The sequence below is a fragment of the Streptomyces fuscigenes genome, from assembly GCF_021556455.1.
Classification (GTDB): Bacteria; Actinomycetota; Actinomycetes; order Streptomycetales; family Streptomycetaceae; genus Streptomyces; species Streptomyces fuscigenes.
In genome coordinates, this window is record NZ_JAKGCV010000049.1 from 1 (window position 1) to 21318 (window position 21318).

Sequence of the window (21318 nt, forward strand, 5' to 3'; positions counted from 1 at the left end):
CAGCCCCTGCTCGGCCGGGCCGTGGACCTGCGGGGCCAGCCGCGCGTGCAGCTCCCGGCCGCGGTCGCCTCCGCGCTCGCCGTGCTGTGGCTGGTGGCCGCGGGCACCGGCGCACCCGTCTGGGCGTTCGTCGCGGTCGCCCTCGCCGGCCTGTGCACACCCCCTTTGGAGGGCGGCCTGCGTGCGCTGTGGCCGAGCGTCCTCGGGCGCGGGGACCGCGTGCACCGCGCGTACGCGCTGGACGCCGTCGCCCAGGAGGTCATGTTCACCGTCGGGCCGCTGCTGGTCACCGCGCTCGTCGCGCTGCGCTCGCCCGCGGCCGCGCTCCTCGTCCTGCACGCGGTGGGCGTGCTCGGCGCGCTGTCCGTCGTCGTGTCGAAGCCGTCGCGCGCCTGGCGGGCGGGCGCGCGCGAGGCGCACTGGCTGGGCGCGCTGCGCTCGCCCGGACTGCTCGCCCTGCTCGGCTGCTTCCTGTTCGTGGGGGTCGCGCTCGGCTCGATCACCGTCGCCGGGGTCGCGTACGCGGACGGAACCGGCCGGGCGTCGGTCTACGGCTGGCTGATGGCCGCGCTCGGCCTCGGCGCGCTGCTCGGCGGCAGCGTGTACGGGGCACGGGCGTGGACGGGCGCGCCCGAGCGCCGGCTGCTGGTCCTGGTGGCGCTGCTGGCCGTCTGCTACCTGCCGCTGGCGCTCACGCCGGGACCGGTCGCGATGACGCTGCTGTCCGTGCTGGCCGGTGTGTTCCTGGCCCCCACACTCGCCTGCGCCTTCGTCGCGGTGGACCGGCAGGCGCCGCCCGGCACCGTCACGGAGGCGTTCTCCTGGCTCGTGACGACGTTCCAGGTGGGCTCCGCGCTCGGCACGGCGGCGGCCGGACCGGTGGCCCAGCACGAGGGCGCCTCCGCCGGGTTCGCGGTGGCGGGCGCGGCGGGAATCGCCGCGCTGATCGTCCTCGCCGCCACCGGACGGGTGCTCGCCGTACCGGCCCGGCCCCGGAATACGGCGGCCCCGGCGGAAAATGATCGAAGTGGCGCGGCCGAACCCGGTTTCAGCTCAGGCCATCAGGCGTAATGTTCAGACATGGACCGCCGCATTTTCGGGCTGGAGAACGAGTACGGCGTCACGTGCACGTTCAGGGGACAGCGCCGACTGTCACCTGACGAAGTGGCGCGCTACCTCTTCCGCCGTGTCGTGTCATGGGGCCGTAGCAGCAATGTCTTCCTGCGCAACGGCGCCCGCCTCTACCTCGACGTGGGTTCGCATCCGGAATACGCCACCCCGGAATGCGACAACGTGACCGAGCTGGTCACGCACGACAAGGCCGGTGAGCGGATTCTGGAAGGACTGCTCGTCGACGCGGAACGCCGCCTGCACGAGGAGGGAATCGCGGGCGACGTCTATCTGTTCAAGAACAACACGGATTCGGCGGGAAACTCCTACGGCTGCCACGAGAACTATCTCGTCGCGCGCCACGGCGAGTTCTCCCGTCTCGCGGACATCCTCATTCCGTTCCTCGTCACCCGCCAGCTGCTGTGCGGGGCGGGCAAGGTGCTGCAGACGCCCCGCGGCGCCGTGTACTGCGTCAGCCAGCGCGCCGAGCACATCTGGGAGGGCGTGAGCTCCGCGACGACCCGCTCCCGGCCGATCATCAACACGCGCGACGAGCCGCACGCCGACGCCGAGCGCTACCGCCGGCTCCACGTCATCGTCGGCGACTCCAACATGTCGGAGACGACCACCCTGCTCAAGGTCGGGGCCACCGACCTGGTGCTGCGGATGATCGAGGCCGGCACCGTCATGCGCGACCTGACGCTGGAGAACCCGATCCGGGCCATCCGCGAGGTCAGCCACGACATCACGGGCCGCCGCAAGGTGCGCCTGGCCAGCGGGCGCGAGGCCTCCGCCCTGGAGGTCCAGCGCGAGTACTACGAGAAGGCGGTCGACTTCGTCGAGCGCCGCGACATCCGCACCGGCACCGTGGACCGCGTCCTGGAGCTGTGGGGCCGCACCCTCGACGCCATCGAGACCGAGGACCTGGACAAGATCGCCACCGAGATCGACTGGGTCATGAAGTACAAGCTGATCGAGCGGTACCGCGAGAAGCACAACATGACCATGTCGCACCCCCGGGTCGCGCAGATAGACCTCGCCTACCACGACATCCACCGCCGCCGCGGGCTGTACTACCTGCTGGAGAAGAAGGGCCAGGCCGCCCGCGTCGCGAACGACCTGAAGATCTTCGAGGGCAAGTCCGTGCCGCCCCAGACCACCCGGGCACGGCTGCGCGGCGACTTCATCCGCCGGGCCCAGGAGCAGCGGCGGGACTTCACCGTCGACTGGGTGCACCTCAAGCTCAACGACCAGGCGCAGCGCACCGTGCTGTGCAAGGACCCGTTCCGCTCCGTCGACGACCGGGTGGAGAAGCTCATCGCCGGGATGTGACGCAGGGCGCGCCGCGCCCCCGCGTGTGGGCCCCGTACGAGTGCGTACGGGGCCCACACGTGTGCGACGAGGGTGACGCGTGGGCCGGGGCCGTAGAGTGGCGGCCACCGACTTAACGCCTACCCCACGAGGACCCACTGTGCGACGCAGTCTTGCAGCCCTGCTCATCGTGCCGGCCTTGGTGCTGACCGCTGCCTGCGGCGGTGACAACAACAAGAAGGACGACGCGGCGTCATCGGCTGCACCGAGTCCGAGCGCGTCCTCCGCACCCAAGGCTCCGAAGCCGGTCGCCTCGGCCGACCCCATGCCGACCGTCTCCGGCGCGGCGGGCAAGAAGGCCACCATCACCGTCCCCAAGGGCAAGCCGAGCGACAAGTTCGTCGTGCACCCCCTCTCGGACGGCAGCGGCCCGGCCATCAAGAAGGACCAGCTCGTCGTCGCCGGCTTCACCGCGAAGGTCTGGGGCGGCAAGGACCTCGGCAGCTCGTACGACAAGGGCGCCTCCCCCCAGGTCATCCCCGCCGGCTCGCCGCAGATCATCCCCGCATTCTCGCAGGCGGTCGTGGGCCAGAAGGTCGGCAGCCGCGTCCTGGTCGTCGCCCCGCCGTCCGCGGGCTTCGGCAGCCAGGGCAACCAGCAGCTCGGCGTCAAGGGCGGCGACACTCTGGTCTTCGTCCTCGACATCCAGAAGGTCCTGCCCAAGCAGGTCACCGGCACCCAGTCGTCGATCCCGAAGAACCTGCCGCAGATCAAGGCGGACACGGCGGCCCCGGCCACCATCGACGTGCCGAAGGCCGACCCGCCGAAGGACCTCGTCAAGAAGGTCCTCATCCCGGGCAAGGGCGCCACGGTCAAGAGCGGCCAGACCGTCGTCATGCAGTACACGGGCGCCGCGTGGAAGCCCAACGAGGGCAAGTCGCCCGCGAAGGCGTTCGACAGCTCGTACAACACCGGCGTGCCGCTGACCACGGCCATCGGCACGGGCGCCGTCATCAAGGGCTGGGACCAGGGCATCGTCGGCCAGAAGGTCGGCAGCCGCGTCCTGCTGGTCATCCCGCCGAGCCTGGGCTACGGCAGCCAGTCCCCGAGCGCGGACCTGCCGGCCAACTCGACCCTGGTCTTCGTCGTGGACATCCTCGGCGCAGTGTAAGACTTGGTCGGTTCAGCACAGCTACACGTACAACCCCCAGAGGAGCAGTCCAGTGAAGAACGAGAAGCCCGAGGTCGACTTCCCGGGCGGCGAGCCGCCGGCGGACCTGGAGATCAAGGACCTCTGGGAGGGCGACGGCCCCGAGGCGAAGGCCGGGGACAACGTCTCCGTCCACTACGTGGGCGTGGCCTTCTCCACCGGTGAGGAGTTCGACTCCTCGTGGAACCGCGGCACCCCGCTGCAGTTCCAGCTCGGCGTCGGCCAGGTCATCTCCGGCTGGGACCAGGGCGTGCAGGGCATGAAGGTCGGCGGCCGCCGCCAGCTGATCATCCCGGCGCACCTCGCCTACGGCGACCGGGGCGCCGGCGGCCGCATCGGCCCCGGCGAGACGCTGATCTTCGTCTGCGATCTGGTCGCGGTCTGATCATTTCCGTTCGCGGGAGGGCCCATGCCGGTCGGCATGGGCCCTCAGCTTTTCCCCGTCCACCCGGTGGCGGTACCGTCGACCAGCACAGGCACATACGAAAGGGCGTCGATGGCCATTGCCAAGGCAGAGCGGCTGATGAACCTGGCCCTGTGTCTGCTCGGGACCCGACGCCCCCTCAGCAAGCGCGAGCTGCGCGGCTCCATCGAGGCGTACCTGGAAGCGGGCTCCGACGACAGCTTCAACCGCATGTTCGAGCGCGACAAGGACGACCTGCGCGAACTCGGCCTGGTCATCGAGACCGTGGAGGCCCTCGACGGCGACGCCGGCTACCTCGCCCGCCGGGACAGCAACCGGCTCCCCGCGATCACCCTGGACGCCGAGGAGGCGGCCGCGCTCGGCGTCGCCGCCCGCGTCTGGCAGCAGGCCCGCCTCGCCGGCGCCGCGAGCGGGGCGCTGCAGAAGCTGCGCGCCGCCGGCATGCCCGAGGCCGAGGACAGCTACGAGGCCCACCACAGCGCGCTCGAACCGCGCATCCCCGTGCACGAGGCAGCCTTCGAGCCGCTGATGCTCGCCTGCCGCGACCGCCGGCCCGTCGTCTTCGACTACCGCAAGGCCAGCGCCGCCCGGCCCGAGCAGCGCCAGGTCGAGCCCTGGACGCTGGAGTGCTGGCGGGGCCACTGGTACCTGGCCGGGTACGACCGCGAGCGGGGCGCCGAGCGCGTGTTCCGGCTCTCCCGGATCAGCGGGCGGGTGCGCTCGCGGCCCGGCTCCTTCACGGCCCCCGTGCCCGACGTGTCCACCGTCCGCGAGACCGTCGAGACCTGGGCCGGCGAGAGCGCCACCCGCTCCGCGCTGATCCGCCTGCGCTCCGGCGCCGGCTACCCGCTGCGTGCCAAGGCGCTGTCGTCGCGGGAGCTCGGCGACGGCTGGGACGAGCTGGAGATCCCCTACGGGCACGGCCTCGACGCGTGGCTCGTCGAGTTCGGCCCGGACGTGGTCGTGCAGGAACCCGCCGGACTGCGGGCCGACGTCGTGGACCGGCTGCGCGCCGTGGCCAAGGGCTGAGAGGACTCGTCACATGGCCGTCGCCAACGCCAACGCCATCGACCGCACCCGCCGCATGCTGTCGCTCGTCACCTATCTGCGTGAGCGCCCCGGCGCGCACGTCGCCGACGTGGCCCGGGCCTTCGGGATCACCGAGGACGAACTCATCGCCGACCTCGACGTGCTGCCCATGTGCGGCACGAGCTTCCGGGGCGGGGACCTCCTCGACATCGACACCGACGGCGACCGCATCTGGTGGCACAACCCGGACGACGTCGCGGAACCCCTGCGCCTCGCCGCCGACGAGGCCACGGCACTGCTGGTCGCCGCCCGCGCCGTGGCGACGCTGCCCGGCCTGCGCGACGGCGACCGGCAGGCGCTGCTGCGCGCCACCGCCAAGCTGGAGGCGGCCGCGGGCGAGGCGGCCGGCGCCAGCTCCCGGCTGTCCGTGACCTTCGAGTCCGAGGGCGGCGTCTTCGCGGACGTCGACCGGGCCATCTCGGAGCGCCGCAGGCTGTGGCTGCGGTACTACTCGCCCGCGCGCGACGAGCTGACCGAGCGCGAGGTCGACCCGATCCGCCTGTTCGCGGTGGGCCACACCTATCTGGAGGGCTGGTGCCACCTCTCCGAGGCGCGCCGCACCTTCCGGCTCGACCGCGTGGCCGAGATCAGGCTCCTCGACGAGCCCGCCGCGCCGCCCGCCATCGAGCCCCGCGACCTGTCGGAGGGGCTCGTGCAGCCGTCCGCCGACGATCCCGAGGTCGTCGTCGAGGTCGGCCCGGGCGGGCGGTGGGTGGCCGAGTACTACCCCCACGACAGCGCCGAGGAGCTGCCCGACGGCGGGCTGCGCATCACCCTGCGCACGCCCGCGCCCGCCTCGCTGCGCCGGCTCGCGCTGCGCCTCGGCGGCGAGGGCCGCATCGTCTCCCCGCCCGAGCTGGCCGACAGCGCGCGGCAGGCGGCGCTCGCCGCGCTCGCCGCCTACGACACCCCCGAGGCCTTCGCCGCCCCCCACGTGCCCTCCGCTCCCGGCGAGGACCGCGGCGCCGGCCCCGCCGGCCGGGCGTAGCGGACGCCCCCCGCTGCCGGCAGCGGCGGCGGGTCGCGCCGGCGCGGAGCAGGAGCCGGCCCGGCCCGAGCCGGAAGAAGGTGCCGGTCAGCGCCGGCGCGGAGCAGGAGCCGGTCCCGCCGGGGCCGGGAGCAGGTGCCGGTGCAGGCCGGTCCAGAGCAGAAGGAGACGCCCCGCCCATGCCCCCCACGTCCGACGCGTCCGACACGCCCGGTCCCCCCGGCGACGCGCCGGTGTACGGGCTCACCGCCGTCGCGCCCGTCCTGTTCAAGGCGGCGTGCCCCGAGTGCCGCGAGAGCTTCGAGCTGCCCGCCGACGCGTTCCTGCTGGCGATCGGCGGGAGCCGGCGTACCACGACGTACTCCTTCACCTGCCCCTCGTGCGACAGCTCCGTGCGCAAGCCCGCGGGCGAGCGGATAGTGGAACTGCTCGGCCAAGGGGGCGTCAGGACGCTGCGGCTGCACTCGGTCGCAGGCAGCGCGCCGGCGGGCGGCGGCCCCGGCGCGGCCGGCTGACCCGGGCCCCGGGAGCCGGCGCCCCGGGAGCCGGCCCGCCGCGCGCGGACGGCCCCGAGGCCCTCGCGTGATCCGATCATCCGAACAGCGGGGCCCGGTCCCGTCCGAACAACGGGATCCGATCCCGTCCGAGCGGCGGGACCCGGTCCCGTCCGAACGAAAGGCCCTAGGCTCAGCCCATGCTCTGGCCCATGATCGCCATCGCCCTGGGGTTCTGCGGGATCGCCGTGCTCGGCGTCCTCGCGATCCGCGTCTTCGTCGAAACCCAGCGCCTGGGCCGCCAGGTGGCGCACACCACGGACCGCATCAACCGGGCGGCCGAGGATCTGGAGAGGGCAGCCGGCCGGCTGGCCGCCTCCGGCGGGACGCTGCGCTGAGGACCCGCCCCGGGGCCGCGCCGCGGGGCCGGAACGGCCGGTGGCGCGGCGAAGGCTGAGGCCCGGGCGAGGGGCACATCCCCTCCGCCCCCTCCTGGAATGAACGTTCGGCGGGTAGTCTGGCCGACGTGGCCCAGCGAGCGAGGCATTGGGTCGCACGTGGAAGTACGCACAGGGATTGCCCGGGGTTCATCCTCGGGCGTTACGATCCTTGCGTATGACACGGGTCGGGCACCCGTCCGCCCTGTGTGACGCAGGCCCCCATGCCGCCTCGGTGAGAAGGTAGACAGTTATGTTCGGAAGGCTCGGCGCCCCCGAGATCATTCTCATCCTCGTCGTGATCGTCCTGCTGTTCGGTGCGAAGAAGCTCCCGGACATGGCGCGTTCGCTCGGCAAGTCCGCCCGCATCCTCAAGAGCGAGGCCAAGGCCATGAAGTCGGACTCCGGCCACACCGCGCCCGCCGACCCGCCGCACGACGCGCAGGACGTCCAGCGCACCATCAAGGCCGCCCCCGGTGACGTGACCTCCGCCCGCCCGGTGAGCGAGCCGACGGACTCCACCCAGCGCTGAACCGCACGCACCAGGGCCCGGAGCGGCCGCGCCTGCCGGCGTGTGACCGCCGCACGAGATGAGGAAGTGGGTTGGCCAACTCTGCCCGCAAGCAGCTGAAGGATCCTGAGGGACGGATGCCGCTCGTCGAGCATCTGCGAGAGCTGCGCAACAGGTTGGCGAAGGGCATCCTGGCGATCATCGTCGTCGCGTGCGTCGCCGGGTTTTTCTACAACGACATCATCAACTTCTTCACCCACCCGGTGCTCCAGTCGGTCGGGTGCAAGGGCGACTTCTCGTCGCTGGCCCGCAGCAAGGGCGACCAGTGCGCGAACATCACGATGAACGGCCTGCTGGGGCCGTTCTCGCTCGCCCTGAAGGTCACCCTGATGGCGGGCGTCGTGTGCGCGTCGCCGATCTGGCTCTACCAGCTGTGGGCCTTCGTCGCCCCGGGCCTGCACCGGCACGAGAAGAAGTACGCCGTCGCCTTCGTCGGCACGGGCGTCCCGCTCTTCTTCTTCGGCGCCTTCTTCGCCTACGAGGTCCTGCCGACCACCGCGAAGGTGCTCCTGGACTTCACGCCGAACGACGTCGCGAACCTGCTGCCCCTCGACGACCTGCTCGACCTCGTCACGCGCATGGTCCTCGTCTTCGGCCTCTCCTTCGAGATGCCGCTGCTCCTGGTGATGCTGAACTTCGTCGGCATGATCACCGGCAAGCGCATGCTCGGCTGGTGGCGGATCATGATCATGGGCATCACCGTCTTCGCGGCGGTCGCGACGCCCAGCACCGACCCGCTGTCGATGCTCGCCCTGGCCGCGCCGATCTGGGTCCTCTACTTCGCCGCGTGCCTCGTCGCCTCCATGAACGACCGGCGCAAGCGGCTGCGTGAGGAGGGCGGGCCCGCCGACGACGAGGCGTCCGACCTCGACCTGACGCCGGAACGGGTGGACGCGGAGCCCGCCGAGCCCGTCGCCACGGCGCCCGCGCTGCCCGAGCAGGCGGGCTCCCACCGGGTCAACGGCTTCGACGACGTGACCTGACGCACACCCCCCGGCGGTGTGCGCGGCGCAGGGGCACCCGGCGCCGGGAGCCCCGCTGCCGGGGCCGCCGCGAACAGGGCGCCGCCGGGGGCTTAACCAGCGGCCCCCGGCGCGGCTAGGGTCCGCTCGTGACCAGTGAGATCACCCCCGCGCCGGGCGCCGGGATCACCCTCCTCGTGAATCCGGCGGCCGGGCGCGGGCGAGGCGCCAGAGCCGCCGCCCCGGCCGCCACCGCCCTGCGGGACGCGGGCTTCGACGTCCGCACGGTCGCCGGCACCGACGCCCCCGACGCGCTGCGGCTGGCCCGGGCCGCCGTGGCCGGCGGCACCGGCGCACTCGTCGCCGTCGGCGGCGACGGGATGGTCTCGCTGGCGCTCCAGGCGGTCGCCGGCACGGACGTCCCCCTCGGTGTCGTCGCGGCGGGCAGCGGCAACGACTACGCACGCGCCCTCGGCCTGCCCCTCGCCGCCCCGGCGGCCGGCGCCCGGCTGGTGGCGGACGTCCTGAAGGGCCCGGGCCCGCGGCGGGTGGACCTCGGGCGGGCCGCCGGGCGGTGGTTCGCGACCGTCCTCGCGTCGGGCTTCGACTCCCGGGTCAACGACCGCGGCAACCGCATGCGGCTCACCGTCGGCCGGTTCCGCTACGAGATCGCGATGCTCGCCGAGCTGGCCGCGCTCGCGCCGGTGCCGTACCGGCTGACCCTGGACGACGGCGCCGAGCAGGAGGTGGAGGCGACGCTCGTGGCCGTGGGCAACACGTCCTCCTACGGCGGCGGCCTGCGCATGTGCCCCGGCGCCGACTGGGAAGACGGCCTGTTCGACGTGACCGTCGTGGGCCCCTGCTCCCGCACCACGCTGCTGGGCGTGTTCCCGCGCGTCTACCGCGGCGGGCACGTCGGGCACCGCGTCGTGACCGTGCACCGGGCCGCGGCCGTGACCCTGGCCGCGCCCCGCACCAGCGCGTACGCGGACGGCGAACCGCTCGGCGCGCTGCCGCTGACGGCGCGGTGCGTGCGGGGCGCGCTGCGGCTGCTGGCCCCGCCCCGGACCGGTGTCCTCGCGGGCGGGAGCGGCGGCGGGCCGCCGGGGCGCGGCCCGGGCGGAGGCGGGCGGCCGGAAAGATCGCGGTGAGTGTCGGAGGTGACGGGTAGGCTCGTGAGCGAGATGACAGAGGACCTTTCTCCCGCCGAGCGCTACGCGGCCGCCCGCATCCGCAACGCCGTGCAGGCCACCGCGCTCGCCCCCTTCCGTGAGATGTACGAGTTCGGCCTCGACCGGTTCCAGATCGAGGCGTGCGAGGCCCTGGAGGCCGGGAAAGGAGTGCTGGTCGCGGCGCCCACCGGCTCCGGCAAGACCATCGTCGGCGAGTTCGCGGTGCACCTGGCCCTCCGGGAGGGCCGCAAGTGCTTCTACACGACACCCATCAAGGCGCTGTCCAACCAGAAGTACGCGGACCTCGCCGCCCGCTACGGCGCCGACAAGGTCGGCCTGCTGACCGGCGACAACAGCGTCAACGCGGACGCGCCCGTGGTGGTCATGACCACCGAGGTCCTGCGCAACATGCTGTACGCGGGCTCCCAGGCCCTGACCGGCCTCGGCTACGTGGTGATGGACGAGGTGCACTACCTCTCCGACCGCTTCCGGGGCGCCGTCTGGGAAGAGGTGATCATCCACCTGCCCGAGTCGGTCACCCTGGTCTCGCTGTCGGCGACCGTCTCCAACGCGGAGGAGTTCGGCGACTGGCTGGACACCGTGCGCGGCGACACCGCGGTGATCGTCTCCGAGCACCGGCCCGTGCCGCTGTGGCAGCACGTCCTGGCCGGCCGCCGGATGTACGACCTCTTCGAGGAGGAGACCGACCACGGCGGCCGCGGCGCCACCAAGCGCGAGGTCAACCCCGACCTGGTGCGCATGGCCCGGATGGAGAACCAGCGCACCTACAACCCGCGCGACCGGCGGCGGGGCAAGCAGGTCCGCGAGGCCGACCGCGAGCGCGAGCGGCGCTCCCGCACCCGGATCTGGACGCCGTCGCGGCCCGACGTCATCGACCGCCTCGACACCGAGGGGCTGCTGCCCGCGATCACGTTCGTCTTCAGCCGGGCGGGCTGCGAGGCCGCCGTGCAGCAGTGCCTGTACGCCGGCCTCCGGCTCAACAGCGAGGACGCCCGGGCGACGGTCCGGGAGATCGTCGAGGAGCGCACGGCGGCCATCCCGACGGAGGACCTGCACGTCCTCGGCTACTACGAATGGCTGGAGGGCCTGGAGCGCGGCATCGCGGCCCACCACGCGGGCATGCTGCCGACGTTCAAGGAGGTCGTTGAGGAGCTCTTCGTCAAGGGGCTCGTCAAGGCGGTCTTCGCCACCGAGACGCTGGCGCTCGGCATCAACATGCCCGCCCGCACGGTGATCCTGGAGAAGCTCGTCAAGTGGAACGGCGAGCAGCACGCGGACATCACGCCGGGCGAGTACACCCAGCTGACCGGGCGGGCCGGGCGGCGCGGCATCGACGTCGAGGGCCACGCCCTGGTGCTGTGGCAGCGCGGCATGGACCCGGGAGCCCTGGCGGGCCTCGCGGGCACCCGCACGTACCCGCTGCGCTCCAGCTTCCGGCCGTCGTACAACATGGCGGTCAACCTGGTCCACCAGTTCGGCCGGCACCGCTCGCGCGAGCTGCTGGAGACGTCGTTCGCGCAGTTCCAGGCCGACCGCTCGGTCGTCGGCATCTCGCGCCAGGTCCAGCGCAACGAGGAGGGCCTCGACGGCTACCGCGAGGGCATGACCTGCCACCTCGGGGACTTCGAGGAGTACGCCCGGCTGCGCCGCGACCTCAAGGACCGGGAGAACGAGCTGGCCAAGCAGGGCGCCGCGCAGCGGCGGGCCGCCGCCGCGTCGTCGCTGGAGAAGCTCAAGCCGGGCGACGTGATCCACGTGCCGACGGGCAAGTTCGCGGGCCTCGCGCTGGTGCTGGACCCGGGGGTGCCCGCGGGCCGCACGGGCGGCCACCGCGGCCACGCGGGGGTCGAGTACCACGAGGGCCCCCGGCCCCTGGTGCTCACCGTGGAGCGCCAGGTCAAGCGGCTCGCGTCGATGGACTTCCCGGTTCCCGTCGAGCCGCTGGAGCGCATGCGCATCCCGAAGACGTTCAACGCGCGCTCGCCCCAGTCGCGCCGCGACCTCGCGTCGGCGCTGCGCACCAAGGCCGGCCACATCGCGCCCGAGCGGCACCGCAAGCAGCGGGCCGAGGCCGCCGACGACCGGGAGATCGCCCGGCTGCGCACGGAGCTGCGCGCCCACCCCTGCCACGGGTGCGACGAGCGGGAGGACCACGCCCGCTGGGCCGAGCGCTACCACCGCCTGGCGCGGGACACGAAGCAGCTGGAGCGCCGGATCGAGGGGCGTACGAACACCATCGCCCGCACCTTCGACCGGATCGTCGCGCTCCTGACCGAGCTGGACTACCTGCGGGGCGACGAGGTCACCGACCACGGCAAGCGGCTCGCCCGCCTCTACGGCGAGCTCGACCTGCTCGCCAGCGAGTGCCTGCGCGAGAGGGTGTGGGAGGGGCTCGGGCCCGCGGAACTCGCCGCGTGCGTCTCGGCGCTCGTCTTCGAGTCGCGCCAGAGCGAGGACGCCGTCGTCCCGAAGACGCCGTCGGGCCCGGCGAAGGCCGCACTGTCGGAGATGGTGCGGATCTGGGGGCGCCTGGACGGCCTGGAGGAGGACTTCCGCATCAACCAGGCCGAGGGCGTCGGCCAGCGCGAGCCGGACCTCGGGTTCGCGTGGGCGGCGTTCATGTGGGCGTCGGGCCGGGGACTGGACGAGGTGCTGCGCGAGGCGGAGATGCCGGCGGGCGACTTCGTGCGCTGGTGCAAGCAGGTCATCGACGTGCTCGGCCAGGTCGCGGCCGTGCCCTCGGCCGAGGGCAGCACGGTCACCCGCAACGCGCGCCGCGCGATCGACGCGATGCGGCGCGGCGTGGTCGCGTACAGCTCGGTGGGCTGAGGCGGCAGGGGGAGGGGCCGCGCCCGGCACGGGCCCTCCCCCCGCCGGGCGGGCCCGGGACCCGGACCCCCGCCCGGTGCCTCGCCCGGATCAGGCGCCGCGCGCCCGCAGGAAGCGATCGCGGCCGCGTGCCAGGTCGACGACGGGCGCCGGATAGTCCAGCTCGCCGCGCTCCGCCTCGGGCAGCTCCCACGGCCGGTGCACCTTGGAGCCCGCCACGGAGGCGAGTTCCGGCACCCAGCGGCGCACATAACTGCCGTCCGCGTCGAAGCGCCTGGCCTGGGCGAGCGGGTTCAGCACCCGGTTGGGGCGCGTGTCGGTGCCGGTGCCGGCCGCCCACTGCCAGTTCATCTGGTTGTTCGCGATGTCCCCGTCGACCAGCAGGCCGAGGAAGTGCCGTGCGCCGATGCGCCAGTTCGCGTACAGGGTCTTCGTGAGGAAGCTCGCCACCAGCAGCCGGCCCCGGTTGTGCATCCAGCCCTCGTGGCGCAGCTGCCGCATCGCCGCGTCCACGAGCGGGTAGCCCGTCCGCCCGTCACGCCACGCCTCGACGGCGTCGTCGGTGTCCGAGCCGGTGGACCAGCGGTCGTGCCGGTCCCGGTAGTCCGCCCACGAGGAGCCCGGCCGGGCCGCGAGGACCTGGTGGTGGAAGTCGCGCCAGGCCAGCTGCCGCACGAACGCGTCGGCGCCCGCACCGCCCTTGCGCCGTGCGCGGTGCACGAGTTCCACCGGGGACAGGCAGCCGAAGTGCAGGTAGGGGGAGAGCCGCGAGGTGGCGTCGCCGGCCAGGTCGTCGTGCCGGTCCTCGTACGACGCGATGCCGTCGCGCAGCCAGGCCGTCAGCCGCTCCCGCCCTTTCGCCTCGCCGCCCTCGGCGACGCCGGGGGACACGCCGGCGACCTCGGAGCGGCGCGGCACCGGCTCCCCGTCCACGTCCGGCACCGGCACGGAGCGCGGGGCGCCGAGGGACTCGCGGACCCCGGCCTCCTGCCACCGCCGGAAGTAGGGGGTGAACACGGCGAAGTGGTCCCCCGACGTGGGCGTGACGCGGCCGGGCGGGAGCGCGGTGACCACGGAGTCGTGCACGTCCAGGGCGCACCGCACCTTCTCCAGGGCGTCGCGCAGCCGGGCCTCCCGGTCCAGCGCGTACCGGCTGGCCCCCGCGGCGACGTGCACCTGCTCGGCGCCCGTCTCGCGCACGACGCGGCACACCTGCTCGACGACGTCGCCCGAACGGATGACCAGCCTGCCGCCGCGCTCGCGCAGTCCGGCGTCGAGCGACGCCAAGCAGTCGGCGAGGAAGGCACGCCGGTTCGGCGCGTCGAAGCCCGCCCGGTGCACGCCCTCGTCGCGCACGAACAGCGGAACCACCTGGTCGGCGGCGCGCAGCGCGGCCCGCAGCACCGGCTGGTCGTGCACGCGGAGGTCGGAGGTGTGGAGAACCACGGCAACGGTCATGACGGCATCCTGCCGTGCCGGCCGGTCGCGCCCGGGGACCCGGCCCGCGCGGGCGCGGCCCTCCCGCCGCCCGCCGGACCGCACCAGCCACACCAACCCCACGAAGCGGACGGCACGCCGGGCCGCCTCGCCGCCACGGTGCCGGCCGCAGCGGGGGAGAAGGCGCGTGCGCGGGCCGGAGGTCCCCTCGGGGAGAGCGCCGCCGGGCGGATTCCCTCCCCGGACGGGGTGTCAGGCGGACGCCTGGCTCTCCTGCTCGCGCTCCACCTGGGCGTTCCACTCGCGCTTGACCGCGCGCCACGCCTCGTCGGTGTGGCCGAGCCGCCAGTAGCCGGAGATGGACAGCCGCTCGCGCGGGACCTGCCGCTCCTGGCGCAGGTGCCGGCGAAGCTCCTTGACGAAGGCGGCCTCGCCGTGGACGAAGGCGTGCACGTCGCCGGAGGGGAAGTCGAGCTCGCGCACCGCCGCGACCACGGCCTCGCCGACCGGCCGCCCGCCGCGGTGCAGCCAGGTGACCTCCACGCCGTCGGGGCAGGCGATCTTCTGCTCCTCGGCCGGGCCCTCGATCTCGACGAAGGCGTGCACCGGCACGCCGTCCGGGACCCGCTCCAGGCTCGCCGCGATCGCGGGCAGGGCGCTCTCGTCACCGGCGAGCAGGTGCCAGCCGGCCTCCGGCGGCGGGGCGTAGAGCCCGCCGGGCCCCGCGAAGCGGACGACGTCGCCGGGCACGGCGCGCGCCGCCCAGGGGCCGGCGAGCCCCTCGTCGCCGTGGACGACGAAGTCCAGCGTCATCTCCAGCGCCTCGGGGTCCCAGGCGCGCACGGTGTACGAGCGCATCGCCGGCCACTGCTCGCGGGGCAGTTCCTCGCGGATGCGCTCCATGTCGAACGGCTCGGGATACGAGACGCCGGGCAGGCCGAAGACGACCTTGACGTAATGGTCGGTGAACTCGCCGCACTGCACGGCGGCGAGGGACTCGCCCCCGATGACGATCCGCACCATGTGCGGGGTGATCCGCTCGGTGCGCAGCACGCGGGCCTCACGGACCGTCGGTGCCTTACGGCGTGCTTCCTCCGCCACGTGGACTCCACTGCTCGATGTCGGCTTAGGTTTACCTAAGTTAACACCTCATCGGGCGAGTGCGGCCAGCAGCCGGGTGAGCGAGCCGCCGAGGCCCCACCGCTCGGCCAGCGCGTCCAGTGCCGCCGCGTCCCGCGGCGCGGCGGGCAGCGCGGTGTCGACCTCCGGCAGCGGCACGTCGGCGGCGACCTGGACGACGCGCGGCGCGACGGCCAGATACGGCTTCGCCTCCGACAGCCGCTTGCGCTGGGAGGGGGTCAGCCGGGCGTGGGGATCGTCGACGGCGGCCATGATCCCCGCGAGGTCCCCGAAGGCGCCGATCAGCCGCGCGGCCGTCTTCTCGCCGATGCCCGGCACGCCGGGGAGGCCGTCGCTCGGGTCCCCGCGCAGCAGGGCGAGGTCCGCGTAGCGCGCGCCCGGCACGCCGTACTTCTCGCGGAGCACCGCCTCGTCGGTGCTTTGCAACGTGCCGACGCCCTTGATCGGGTACAGGACGCGCACGCCCCGGGCGTCGTCGACGAGCTGGTAGAGGTCCCGGTCGCCGGTCACGATGTCGACGGGACCGGTGGCGCGCGCGGTGAACGTGCCGATCACGTCGTCCGCCTCGTAGTCCGGGACGCCGACGCGGGCGATGCCGAGGGCGTCGAGGACGTCCTCGATCACCGGCACCTGCGGGGAGAGCGTGTCGGGGATCTCCTCGGCGTCGGCCCCGTCCGGGTGCTCCTCGGCCACGCGGTGCGCCTTGTAGGAGGGGATCAGGTCGACCCGCCACTGCGGGCGCCAGTCGGCGTCCATGCAGGCCACCAGCGCGTCCGGCCGGTGGTCCTGGACCAGGCGGGCGATGAAGTCCAGCAGGCCGCGCACGGCGTTGACCGGCGTGCCGTCGGGGGCCCGCACGGAGTCGGGCACGCCGAAGTACGCGCGGAAATAGAGGGAGGCGGTGTCGAGGAGCATCAGGCGTCGCGTCACGCCGCCGATGATGCCGCACCCCGCCGACAGTCGCCGGTGAACGCGGCGGCCCCGCCGCCCGCTCGGCCGACGGGGGCGGCCCGCGGCCCGTCGGGGGAGGGGCCGCGCCGGGCCCGCCGTCGTCGCGCGGCGGTCCCCCGCCGGGACCGCGTCCGGGCGGGCGAGGGGTCCGCGCCGGTCCCGCCGGGCGACGCGGCGTCCGTGCTGCATCCGGGATGTCCTTCGTGCAGGAGCGACACGCGGAAATTTTGTGATGCAGATCACCTTTTTGTTTGGTCTTTACACCCGGGGGCAGGCGCCGAGCCGGAGCGGACCAGCCCTCCGGCCTTCGACGACGGGCCGGTGGCTGAGCGGGCAGACCCCGTGCCGCTCCACGGCCCGCCCGTCGGGGGTGGCGGGCCGTTTTTCGGTTCGACTCGTGAGGTTTATGTGTCCAGGCTGCAAGCCGAGCACCTGTACAAGGTGTTCGGCAGACGACCAGATGAAGCTGTGACGAAGCTCCGCGACGGTGCCGACCGTGAGGGGCTTCGCGCCGACGGCACGACCGCCGCCGTCATCGACGCATCCTTCACGGTCGAGCCGGGGCAGATCTTCGTGGTCATGGGCTTGTCGGGCTCCGGCAAGTCCACTTTGCTGCGCATGCTCAACGGGCTGCTCGAGCCCACCGCGGGCCGGGTCCTGTTCGACGGGGAGGACCTGACCGCCCTCTCCAAGGAAGGGCTCCGCTCGGTCCGCTCCACCAAGATCAGCATGGTCTTCCAGCACTTCGCCCTCTTCCCGCACCGCAGCGTGCTGGAGAACGCGGCGTACGGCCTGGAGGTCCAGGGCGTGCCACGCAAGAAGCGTGAGGAGCGCGCCCGGGAGGCCCTGGAGCTCACCGGCCTCGGCGGCTGGGAGAAGTCCTGGCCCGACGAGCTGTCCGGCGGCATGCAGCAGCGGGTGGGTTTGGCCCGCGCGCTGGCCACCGACGCGGACCTGCTCCTCATGGACGAGTCGTTCAGCGCGCTCGACCCGCTGATCCGGCGCGACATGCAGGACCAGCTGCTCACCCTCCAGAAGAGGCTCAAGAAGACCATCGTCTTCATCACGCACGACCTGAACGAGGCCATGCGCCTCGGCGACCGCATCGCCGTCATGCGCGACGGCCGCATCGTGCAGCAGGGCTCCGGGCAGGACATCCTCGTCACGCCCGCCAACGACTACGTGGCCTCCTTCACGCAGGACGTCGACCGCTCCCGCGTGCTCACCGCGGGCGCCATCATGGCCGACCCCGAGACCGCGTACGGCACCCGCACGGACGCCGGCAAGGAACTGCGCACCGCCGAGGACGTCCTCGCCGCGGCGCCCGCCACGGTCACCGAGGACACGCCGATCATCGAGCTGTTCACCCCCTGCTCCACCAGCGGGGTCGCCGTGGCCGTCACCGGCGAGGACGGCCGGCTGGTGGGCGTCGTCCCGAGGGCGCGGCTGCTCGCCGTGCTGGGCGAGCCCATGACGTCGACCGAGTCCGACCGGGAGAACCCGGCCGGGGGCGGCGCCGCGGACTCGGGCGCCACCACGGGCAAGGCGGTGGCCAGTGCCTAGGCTCCCCCTGGGCGACTGGGTGAACAGCGCCGTCAACTGGCTCCAGAACAACCTGTCCTGGCTGTTCGACGCCGTTTCCTGGCTCGTCAACCACCTCTACGACTGGATATTCGACGTCCTGTCGGCCCCTCAGCCCCTGCTGCTCGCGGGCATCTTCGCCGTCATCGCCTGGTGGCTGCGGAGCCTGTCCGCGGGTGTGCTCGCCTTCATCGGCTTCGCGCTGATCGACTCCATCGAGCTGTGGGACCACTCGATGCAGACGCTGTCACTGGTCCTCGTCGCCACGGTGCTCACCCTGGTGATCGGCGTGCCGCTCGGCATCTGGGCCGCCAGGTCCAAGACCGTCAGCTCGGTGTTCCGGCCGATCCTGGACTTCATGCAGACGATGCCCGCCATGGTCTACCTGATCCCGGGTGTCATCTTCTTCGGCGTCGGCGTCGTGCCCGGCATCATCGCGACGATCGTCTTCGCGCTGCCGCCCGGCGTGCGCATGACGGAGCTGGGCATCCGCCAGGTCGACGAGGAACTCGTGGAGGCCGCCGACGCGTTCGGCACGCCGCCGCGCCAGACGCTGCTGCGGGTGCAGCTGCCCCTGGCCATGCAGACGATCATGGCCGGCGTCACGCAGAACGTGATGCTCGCCCTGTCGATGGTGGTCATCGCCGGCATGGTCGGCGGCGGCGGCCTCGGCGGCGACGTCTTCCAGGCCATCGGCAACGTCAACATCGGCCTCGGCTTCGAGGCCGGCATCTCCATCGTCATCGTGGCGATCTACCTGGACCGCATGACCGGTGCGCTCGGCCAGCAGGTCTCCCCGCTCGGCCGGCGCACCCTCGCCAAGGCCCGGGAGATGGCCGGCGGCATCGCGGGCCTGAAGATCGCCAACCACCGGCCCCAGCCCGTCGTGGCGCTCGTCGGCGTGGTCGTCCTCGCCCTCGCGGCCGGCGGCATCGGCATGTTCAACGGCTCGGGAAGCGGCTCGACCGCGACGGCGAGCGGTTCCACGGACGTGGGTCACGGCAAGTCCGTGAGCATCGGCTACATCCCGTGGGACGAGGGCATCGCGACCACCTTCCTGTGGCAGGAGATGCTCCAGGAGCGCGGGTACAAGGTCAACGTCAAGCAGTACGACGCGGGCGCCCTCTACCAGGGCCAGGCCAACGGCCAGATCGACCTGCAGACCGACTCCTGGCTCCCCACCACGCACGCCGCCTACTGGAAGAAGTACGGCAGCCGGCTGGACGACATGGGCAAGTGGTACGACCAGACGTCGCTGGAGGTCTCGGTCCCCAGCTACGTCAAGGGCGTCAAGACCATGGCGGACCTCAAGGGCAAGGCCTCCGAGTTCGGCGGCCGGATCATCGGCATCGAGCCGAGCGCCGGTGAGATGGGGCTCCTGAAGTCCAAGGTCCTCAAGGAGTACGGGCTCGACAAGGAGTACACCGTCACCGACGGCTCCACGCCGAGCATGCTCTCCGAGCTCAAGCGCGACTACGCGCAGAAGAAGCCGGTCGCGGTCGTGCTGTGGTCGCCGCACTGGGCGTACAGCACGTACAAGATGACCAAGCTCGCGGACCCGAAGAACGCGTGGGGCAAGGGCGACAGCATCCACATGCTCACCCGCAAGGGCTTCTCCCAGGACAACCCGGCCGTCGGGAACTGGCTGAAGAACTTCAAGATGAGCGAGGCGCAGCTCGGCGACCTCGAGGCCCAGATCCAGAAGTCCGGCACCGGCCACGAGGCGGAGGCCGTCAAGACGTGGCTCAAGGCCAACCCCGGCCTCGTCGACAAGTGGGCACCCGTGCCGAAGAAGGACAAGGGCGTCCAGGCCGCGGTGGCCAAGGAGGCCGCGCGTCCGATCAACGTGGCCTGGTTCCCCTGGGACGAGGACATCGCCGCCACCTACCTCTGGAAAGAGGTCCTGGCGAAGCGCGGCTACACGATGAACCTCAAGCAGTTCGACGTGGGCCCGATGTACACGGCGCTCGCCCGGGGCCAGCTGGACGTCCAGTTCGACGGCTGGCTGCCCTACACGCAGAAGCCGTACTGGGACAAGTACCACGACGACCTCACCAAGATCGGCTACTGGTACGGCCCGACCTCGCTGGAGGTCGCGGTGCCCAGCTACGTCAAGGGCGTGAAGTCGTACGCCGACCTCAAGGGCAAGGGCAAGGAGTTCGGCAACCGGATCATCGGGATCGAGCCGGGCACCGAGGAGATGAACCTCCTCAAGAACAAGGTCCTGCCGACGTACGGCGTCGACAAGGAGTACAAGGTCGTCGACGGCTCGACGCCCGGCATGCTGGCCGAGCTCAAGCGCGACTACGCGCAGAAGAAGCCGGTGGCCGTCGTGCTGTGGTCCCCGCACTGGGCCTACAGCACGTACAAGCTGACGAAGCTCGCCGACCCGCAGAAGGCGTTCGGCACGGGTGACAAGCTGACTACGGTGGCCAGCAAGAAGTTCCCCCAGCAGTACCCGCAGCTGACCAAGTGGCTGAAGGACTTCAAGATGTCCGACGCGCAGCTCGGCGACCTGGAGAGCGGGATCAAGAAGGCCGGCACGGGTCACGAGGAGGACGCCGTGAAGGCCTGGATGGCCAAGCACCCCGGCATCGTGGACAAGATGGCCCCGATGTAGCCGGGAGCGGCACGGCGGCGGGTTCTGCCCCGCCGGCCGGCGTACGACGGAATCCGGCGGGCCCCGCGGCCCGCCGGATTCCGTGTCTTCCGGGAGCCGCAGGCACCCCCCTCGCCGCCCCCGCCCGCGGCCGGTGCTCCCGGCGCGCCGTGCCCCGCCCCCGCACGCCCTCCCGGACGCCCGGACGGGCTGCCCGCCCGCCCTCGGCGCACCGCCCGCCGGACGCCCGCCGGGACGCAGCGTCCGGGGCCGGACACCTTGTGTGACGGGACTCACTCCCGTTCCGGTTCCCTGCCGGACTCCCGAGGACAAGTCTTGTCAGGGCCTCACCTCTGAGAAGATGGCGGTCCGGCCGGGAGGGAGCCCAGACATGGACGACAAGGACGCGCTCAGAGTGGGCGCAGCCGTCCGCAGGCGGCGCAGGTCGCTGGGGTTGACGCTGGCGGCGGTCGCCGCCCGCAGCGGATTGTCCGTGCCCTTCCTCAGCCAGATCGAGAACGAGCGCGCCCGCCCCAGCACGCGCTCCCTGGACCGCGTCGCGGACGCGCTGGAGACGACGCCCGCCGCGCTGCGGGCGGCCGCGGACTCCGCGCGCGCCGTCGACGTCGTACGGGGCGGCTGCGACGCCGGGCCCGCGCAGCCCGGCTCGCGCCGCGTCGTGCGCGGCGGCCACCAGCTCGGCGCCAAGGAGTACACCGGCGAGCAGGACGCGGGCCGCGAGTACCAGCACCGCAACGACGAGATCATGTACATCGCGGACGGCGCCGCCGAGGTCGAGGCCGAGGGCCGCTCGTACCTGCTGGAGCGCGGCGACACGCTCTATCTCTCCGGCGGGGTGCGCCACCGCTGGCGCACCACCGAACCCGGTACGCGCATCCTGGTCGTCGCGGTCGCCGAGCACATCGACGCGACCTTCGACCGGGACCGCTGAGCGGCCCGCCGTGGCTCCGGCGTCCGGCGCGGCGACCCCG

Annotated in this window: 18 protein-coding genes; 15 read left to right on the forward strand and 3 right to left on the reverse strand. The window is 72.8% G+C overall.

Features of this window, described 5'->3' with window-relative positions:
* The 12 genes from L1885_RS07650 to L1885_RS07705 all read left to right on the forward strand — a co-directional run.
* A partial coding sequence (locus L1885_RS07650) for an MFS transporter (RefSeq protein WP_235796236.1) occupies positions 1-1071 on the forward strand: 1071 nt, incomplete at its 5' end.
* A 9-nt stretch (positions 1072-1080) separates the two neighbouring features.
* The gene (pafA, locus tag L1885_RS07655) at positions 1081-2442 is read left to right on the forward strand and encodes a Pup--protein ligase (RefSeq protein ID WP_235796238.1); all 1362 of its coding nucleotides are present in this window, start codon (positions 1081-1083) and stop codon (positions 2440-2442) included.
* A gap of 139 nt (positions 2443-2581) precedes the next feature.
* A complete protein-coding gene (locus L1885_RS07660; RefSeq protein WP_235796239.1) occupies positions 2582-3592 on the forward strand; it encodes an FKBP-type peptidyl-prolyl cis-trans isomerase in 1011 nt (336 codons plus the stop codon).
* 52 nt (positions 3593-3644) lie between these two features.
* Positions 3645-4016 (forward strand): FKBP-type peptidyl-prolyl cis-trans isomerase, encoded by a 372-nt coding sequence (locus tag L1885_RS07665; protein ID WP_235796240.1) that lies wholly within the window; start codon positions 3645-3647, stop codon positions 4014-4016.
* Between the two features lie 111 nt (positions 4017-4127).
* Complete coding sequence (locus L1885_RS07670; RefSeq protein WP_235796241.1) at positions 4128-5084, forward strand: helix-turn-helix transcriptional regulator; 957 nt, start codon at positions 4128-4130, stop codon at positions 5082-5084.
* Between the two features lie 13 nt (positions 5085-5097).
* Positions 5098-6132 (forward strand): helix-turn-helix transcriptional regulator, encoded by a 1035-nt coding sequence (locus L1885_RS07675; RefSeq protein WP_235796242.1) that lies wholly within the window; start codon positions 5098-5100, stop codon positions 6130-6132.
* Positions 6133-6311: 179 nt separating this feature from the next.
* The gene (locus L1885_RS07680) at positions 6312-6647 is read left to right on the forward strand and encodes a hypothetical protein (protein ID WP_235796243.1); all 336 of its coding nucleotides are present in this window, start codon (positions 6312-6314) and stop codon (positions 6645-6647) included.
* A gap of 179 nt (positions 6648-6826) precedes the next feature.
* Positions 6827-7024: a hypothetical protein gene (locus L1885_RS07685; RefSeq protein WP_235796245.1), complete on the forward strand. Its 198-nt coding sequence runs from the start codon at positions 6827-6829 to the stop codon at positions 7022-7024.
* A gap of 292 nt (positions 7025-7316) precedes the next feature.
* On the forward strand, positions 7317-7595 hold the full coding sequence (gene tatA, locus L1885_RS07690; protein WP_235796246.1) for a Sec-independent protein translocase subunit TatA: 279 nt from the start codon (positions 7317-7319) through the stop codon (positions 7593-7595).
* 71 nt (positions 7596-7666) lie between these two features.
* Positions 7667-8617 carry a twin-arginine translocase subunit TatC gene (tatC, locus tag L1885_RS07695; RefSeq protein WP_235796247.1) on the forward strand — a complete coding sequence of 317 codons (951 nt, stop codon included), beginning with the start codon at positions 7667-7669 and terminating at the stop codon, positions 8615-8617.
* A gap of 128 nt (positions 8618-8745) precedes the next feature.
* A complete protein-coding gene (locus L1885_RS07700) occupies positions 8746-9747 on the forward strand; it encodes a diacylglycerol kinase (RefSeq protein ID WP_235796248.1) in 1002 nt (333 codons plus the stop codon).
* 33 nt (positions 9748-9780) lie between these two features.
* Positions 9781-12618 carry a DEAD/DEAH box helicase gene (locus tag L1885_RS07705; protein ID WP_235796254.1) on the forward strand — a complete coding sequence of 946 codons (2838 nt, stop codon included), beginning with the start codon at positions 9781-9783 and terminating at the stop codon, positions 12616-12618.
* A gap of 90 nt (positions 12619-12708) precedes the next feature.
* Here the strand turns inward: L1885_RS07705 and L1885_RS07710 are convergent, their stop codons facing one another.
* The 3 genes from L1885_RS07710 to L1885_RS07720 form a co-directional block, all read right to left on the reverse strand.
* Positions 12709-14076: a cryptochrome/photolyase family protein gene (locus L1885_RS07710; RefSeq protein WP_235796249.1), complete on the reverse strand. Its 1368-nt coding sequence runs from the start codon at positions 14074-14076 to the stop codon at positions 12709-12711.
* A 231-nt stretch (positions 14077-14307) separates the two neighbouring features.
* On the reverse strand, positions 14308-15156 hold the full coding sequence (locus L1885_RS07715) for a siderophore-interacting protein (protein ID WP_235796250.1): 849 nt from the start codon (positions 15154-15156) through the stop codon (positions 14308-14310).
* A gap of 48 nt (positions 15157-15204) precedes the next feature.
* A complete protein-coding gene (locus L1885_RS07720) occupies positions 15205-16110 on the reverse strand; it encodes a 5'-3' exonuclease (RefSeq protein WP_235796256.1) in 906 nt (301 codons plus the stop codon).
* A gap of 444 nt (positions 16111-16554) precedes the next feature.
* Between L1885_RS07720 and L1885_RS07725 the strand changes: the two genes are divergently transcribed.
* From L1885_RS07725 to L1885_RS07735, 3 genes are all read left to right on the forward strand, one after another.
* The gene (locus L1885_RS07725; RefSeq protein WP_235796251.1) at positions 16555-17709 is read left to right on the forward strand and encodes a quaternary amine ABC transporter ATP-binding protein; all 1155 of its coding nucleotides are present in this window, start codon (positions 16555-16557) and stop codon (positions 17707-17709) included.
* Entirely contained in the window at positions 17702-20347 is a 2646-nt protein-coding gene (locus L1885_RS07730) for an ABC transporter permease/substrate binding protein (RefSeq protein WP_235796252.1), read from the forward strand. The genes L1885_RS07725 and L1885_RS07730 overlap by 8 nt, the downstream gene beginning before the upstream one ends.
* A 370-nt stretch (positions 20348-20717) precedes the next feature.
* Positions 20718-21278: a helix-turn-helix domain-containing protein gene (locus L1885_RS07735; protein ID WP_235796253.1), complete on the forward strand. Its 561-nt coding sequence runs from the start codon at positions 20718-20720 to the stop codon at positions 21276-21278.
* The last annotated feature ends 40 nt before the right edge of the window (positions 21279-21318 follow it).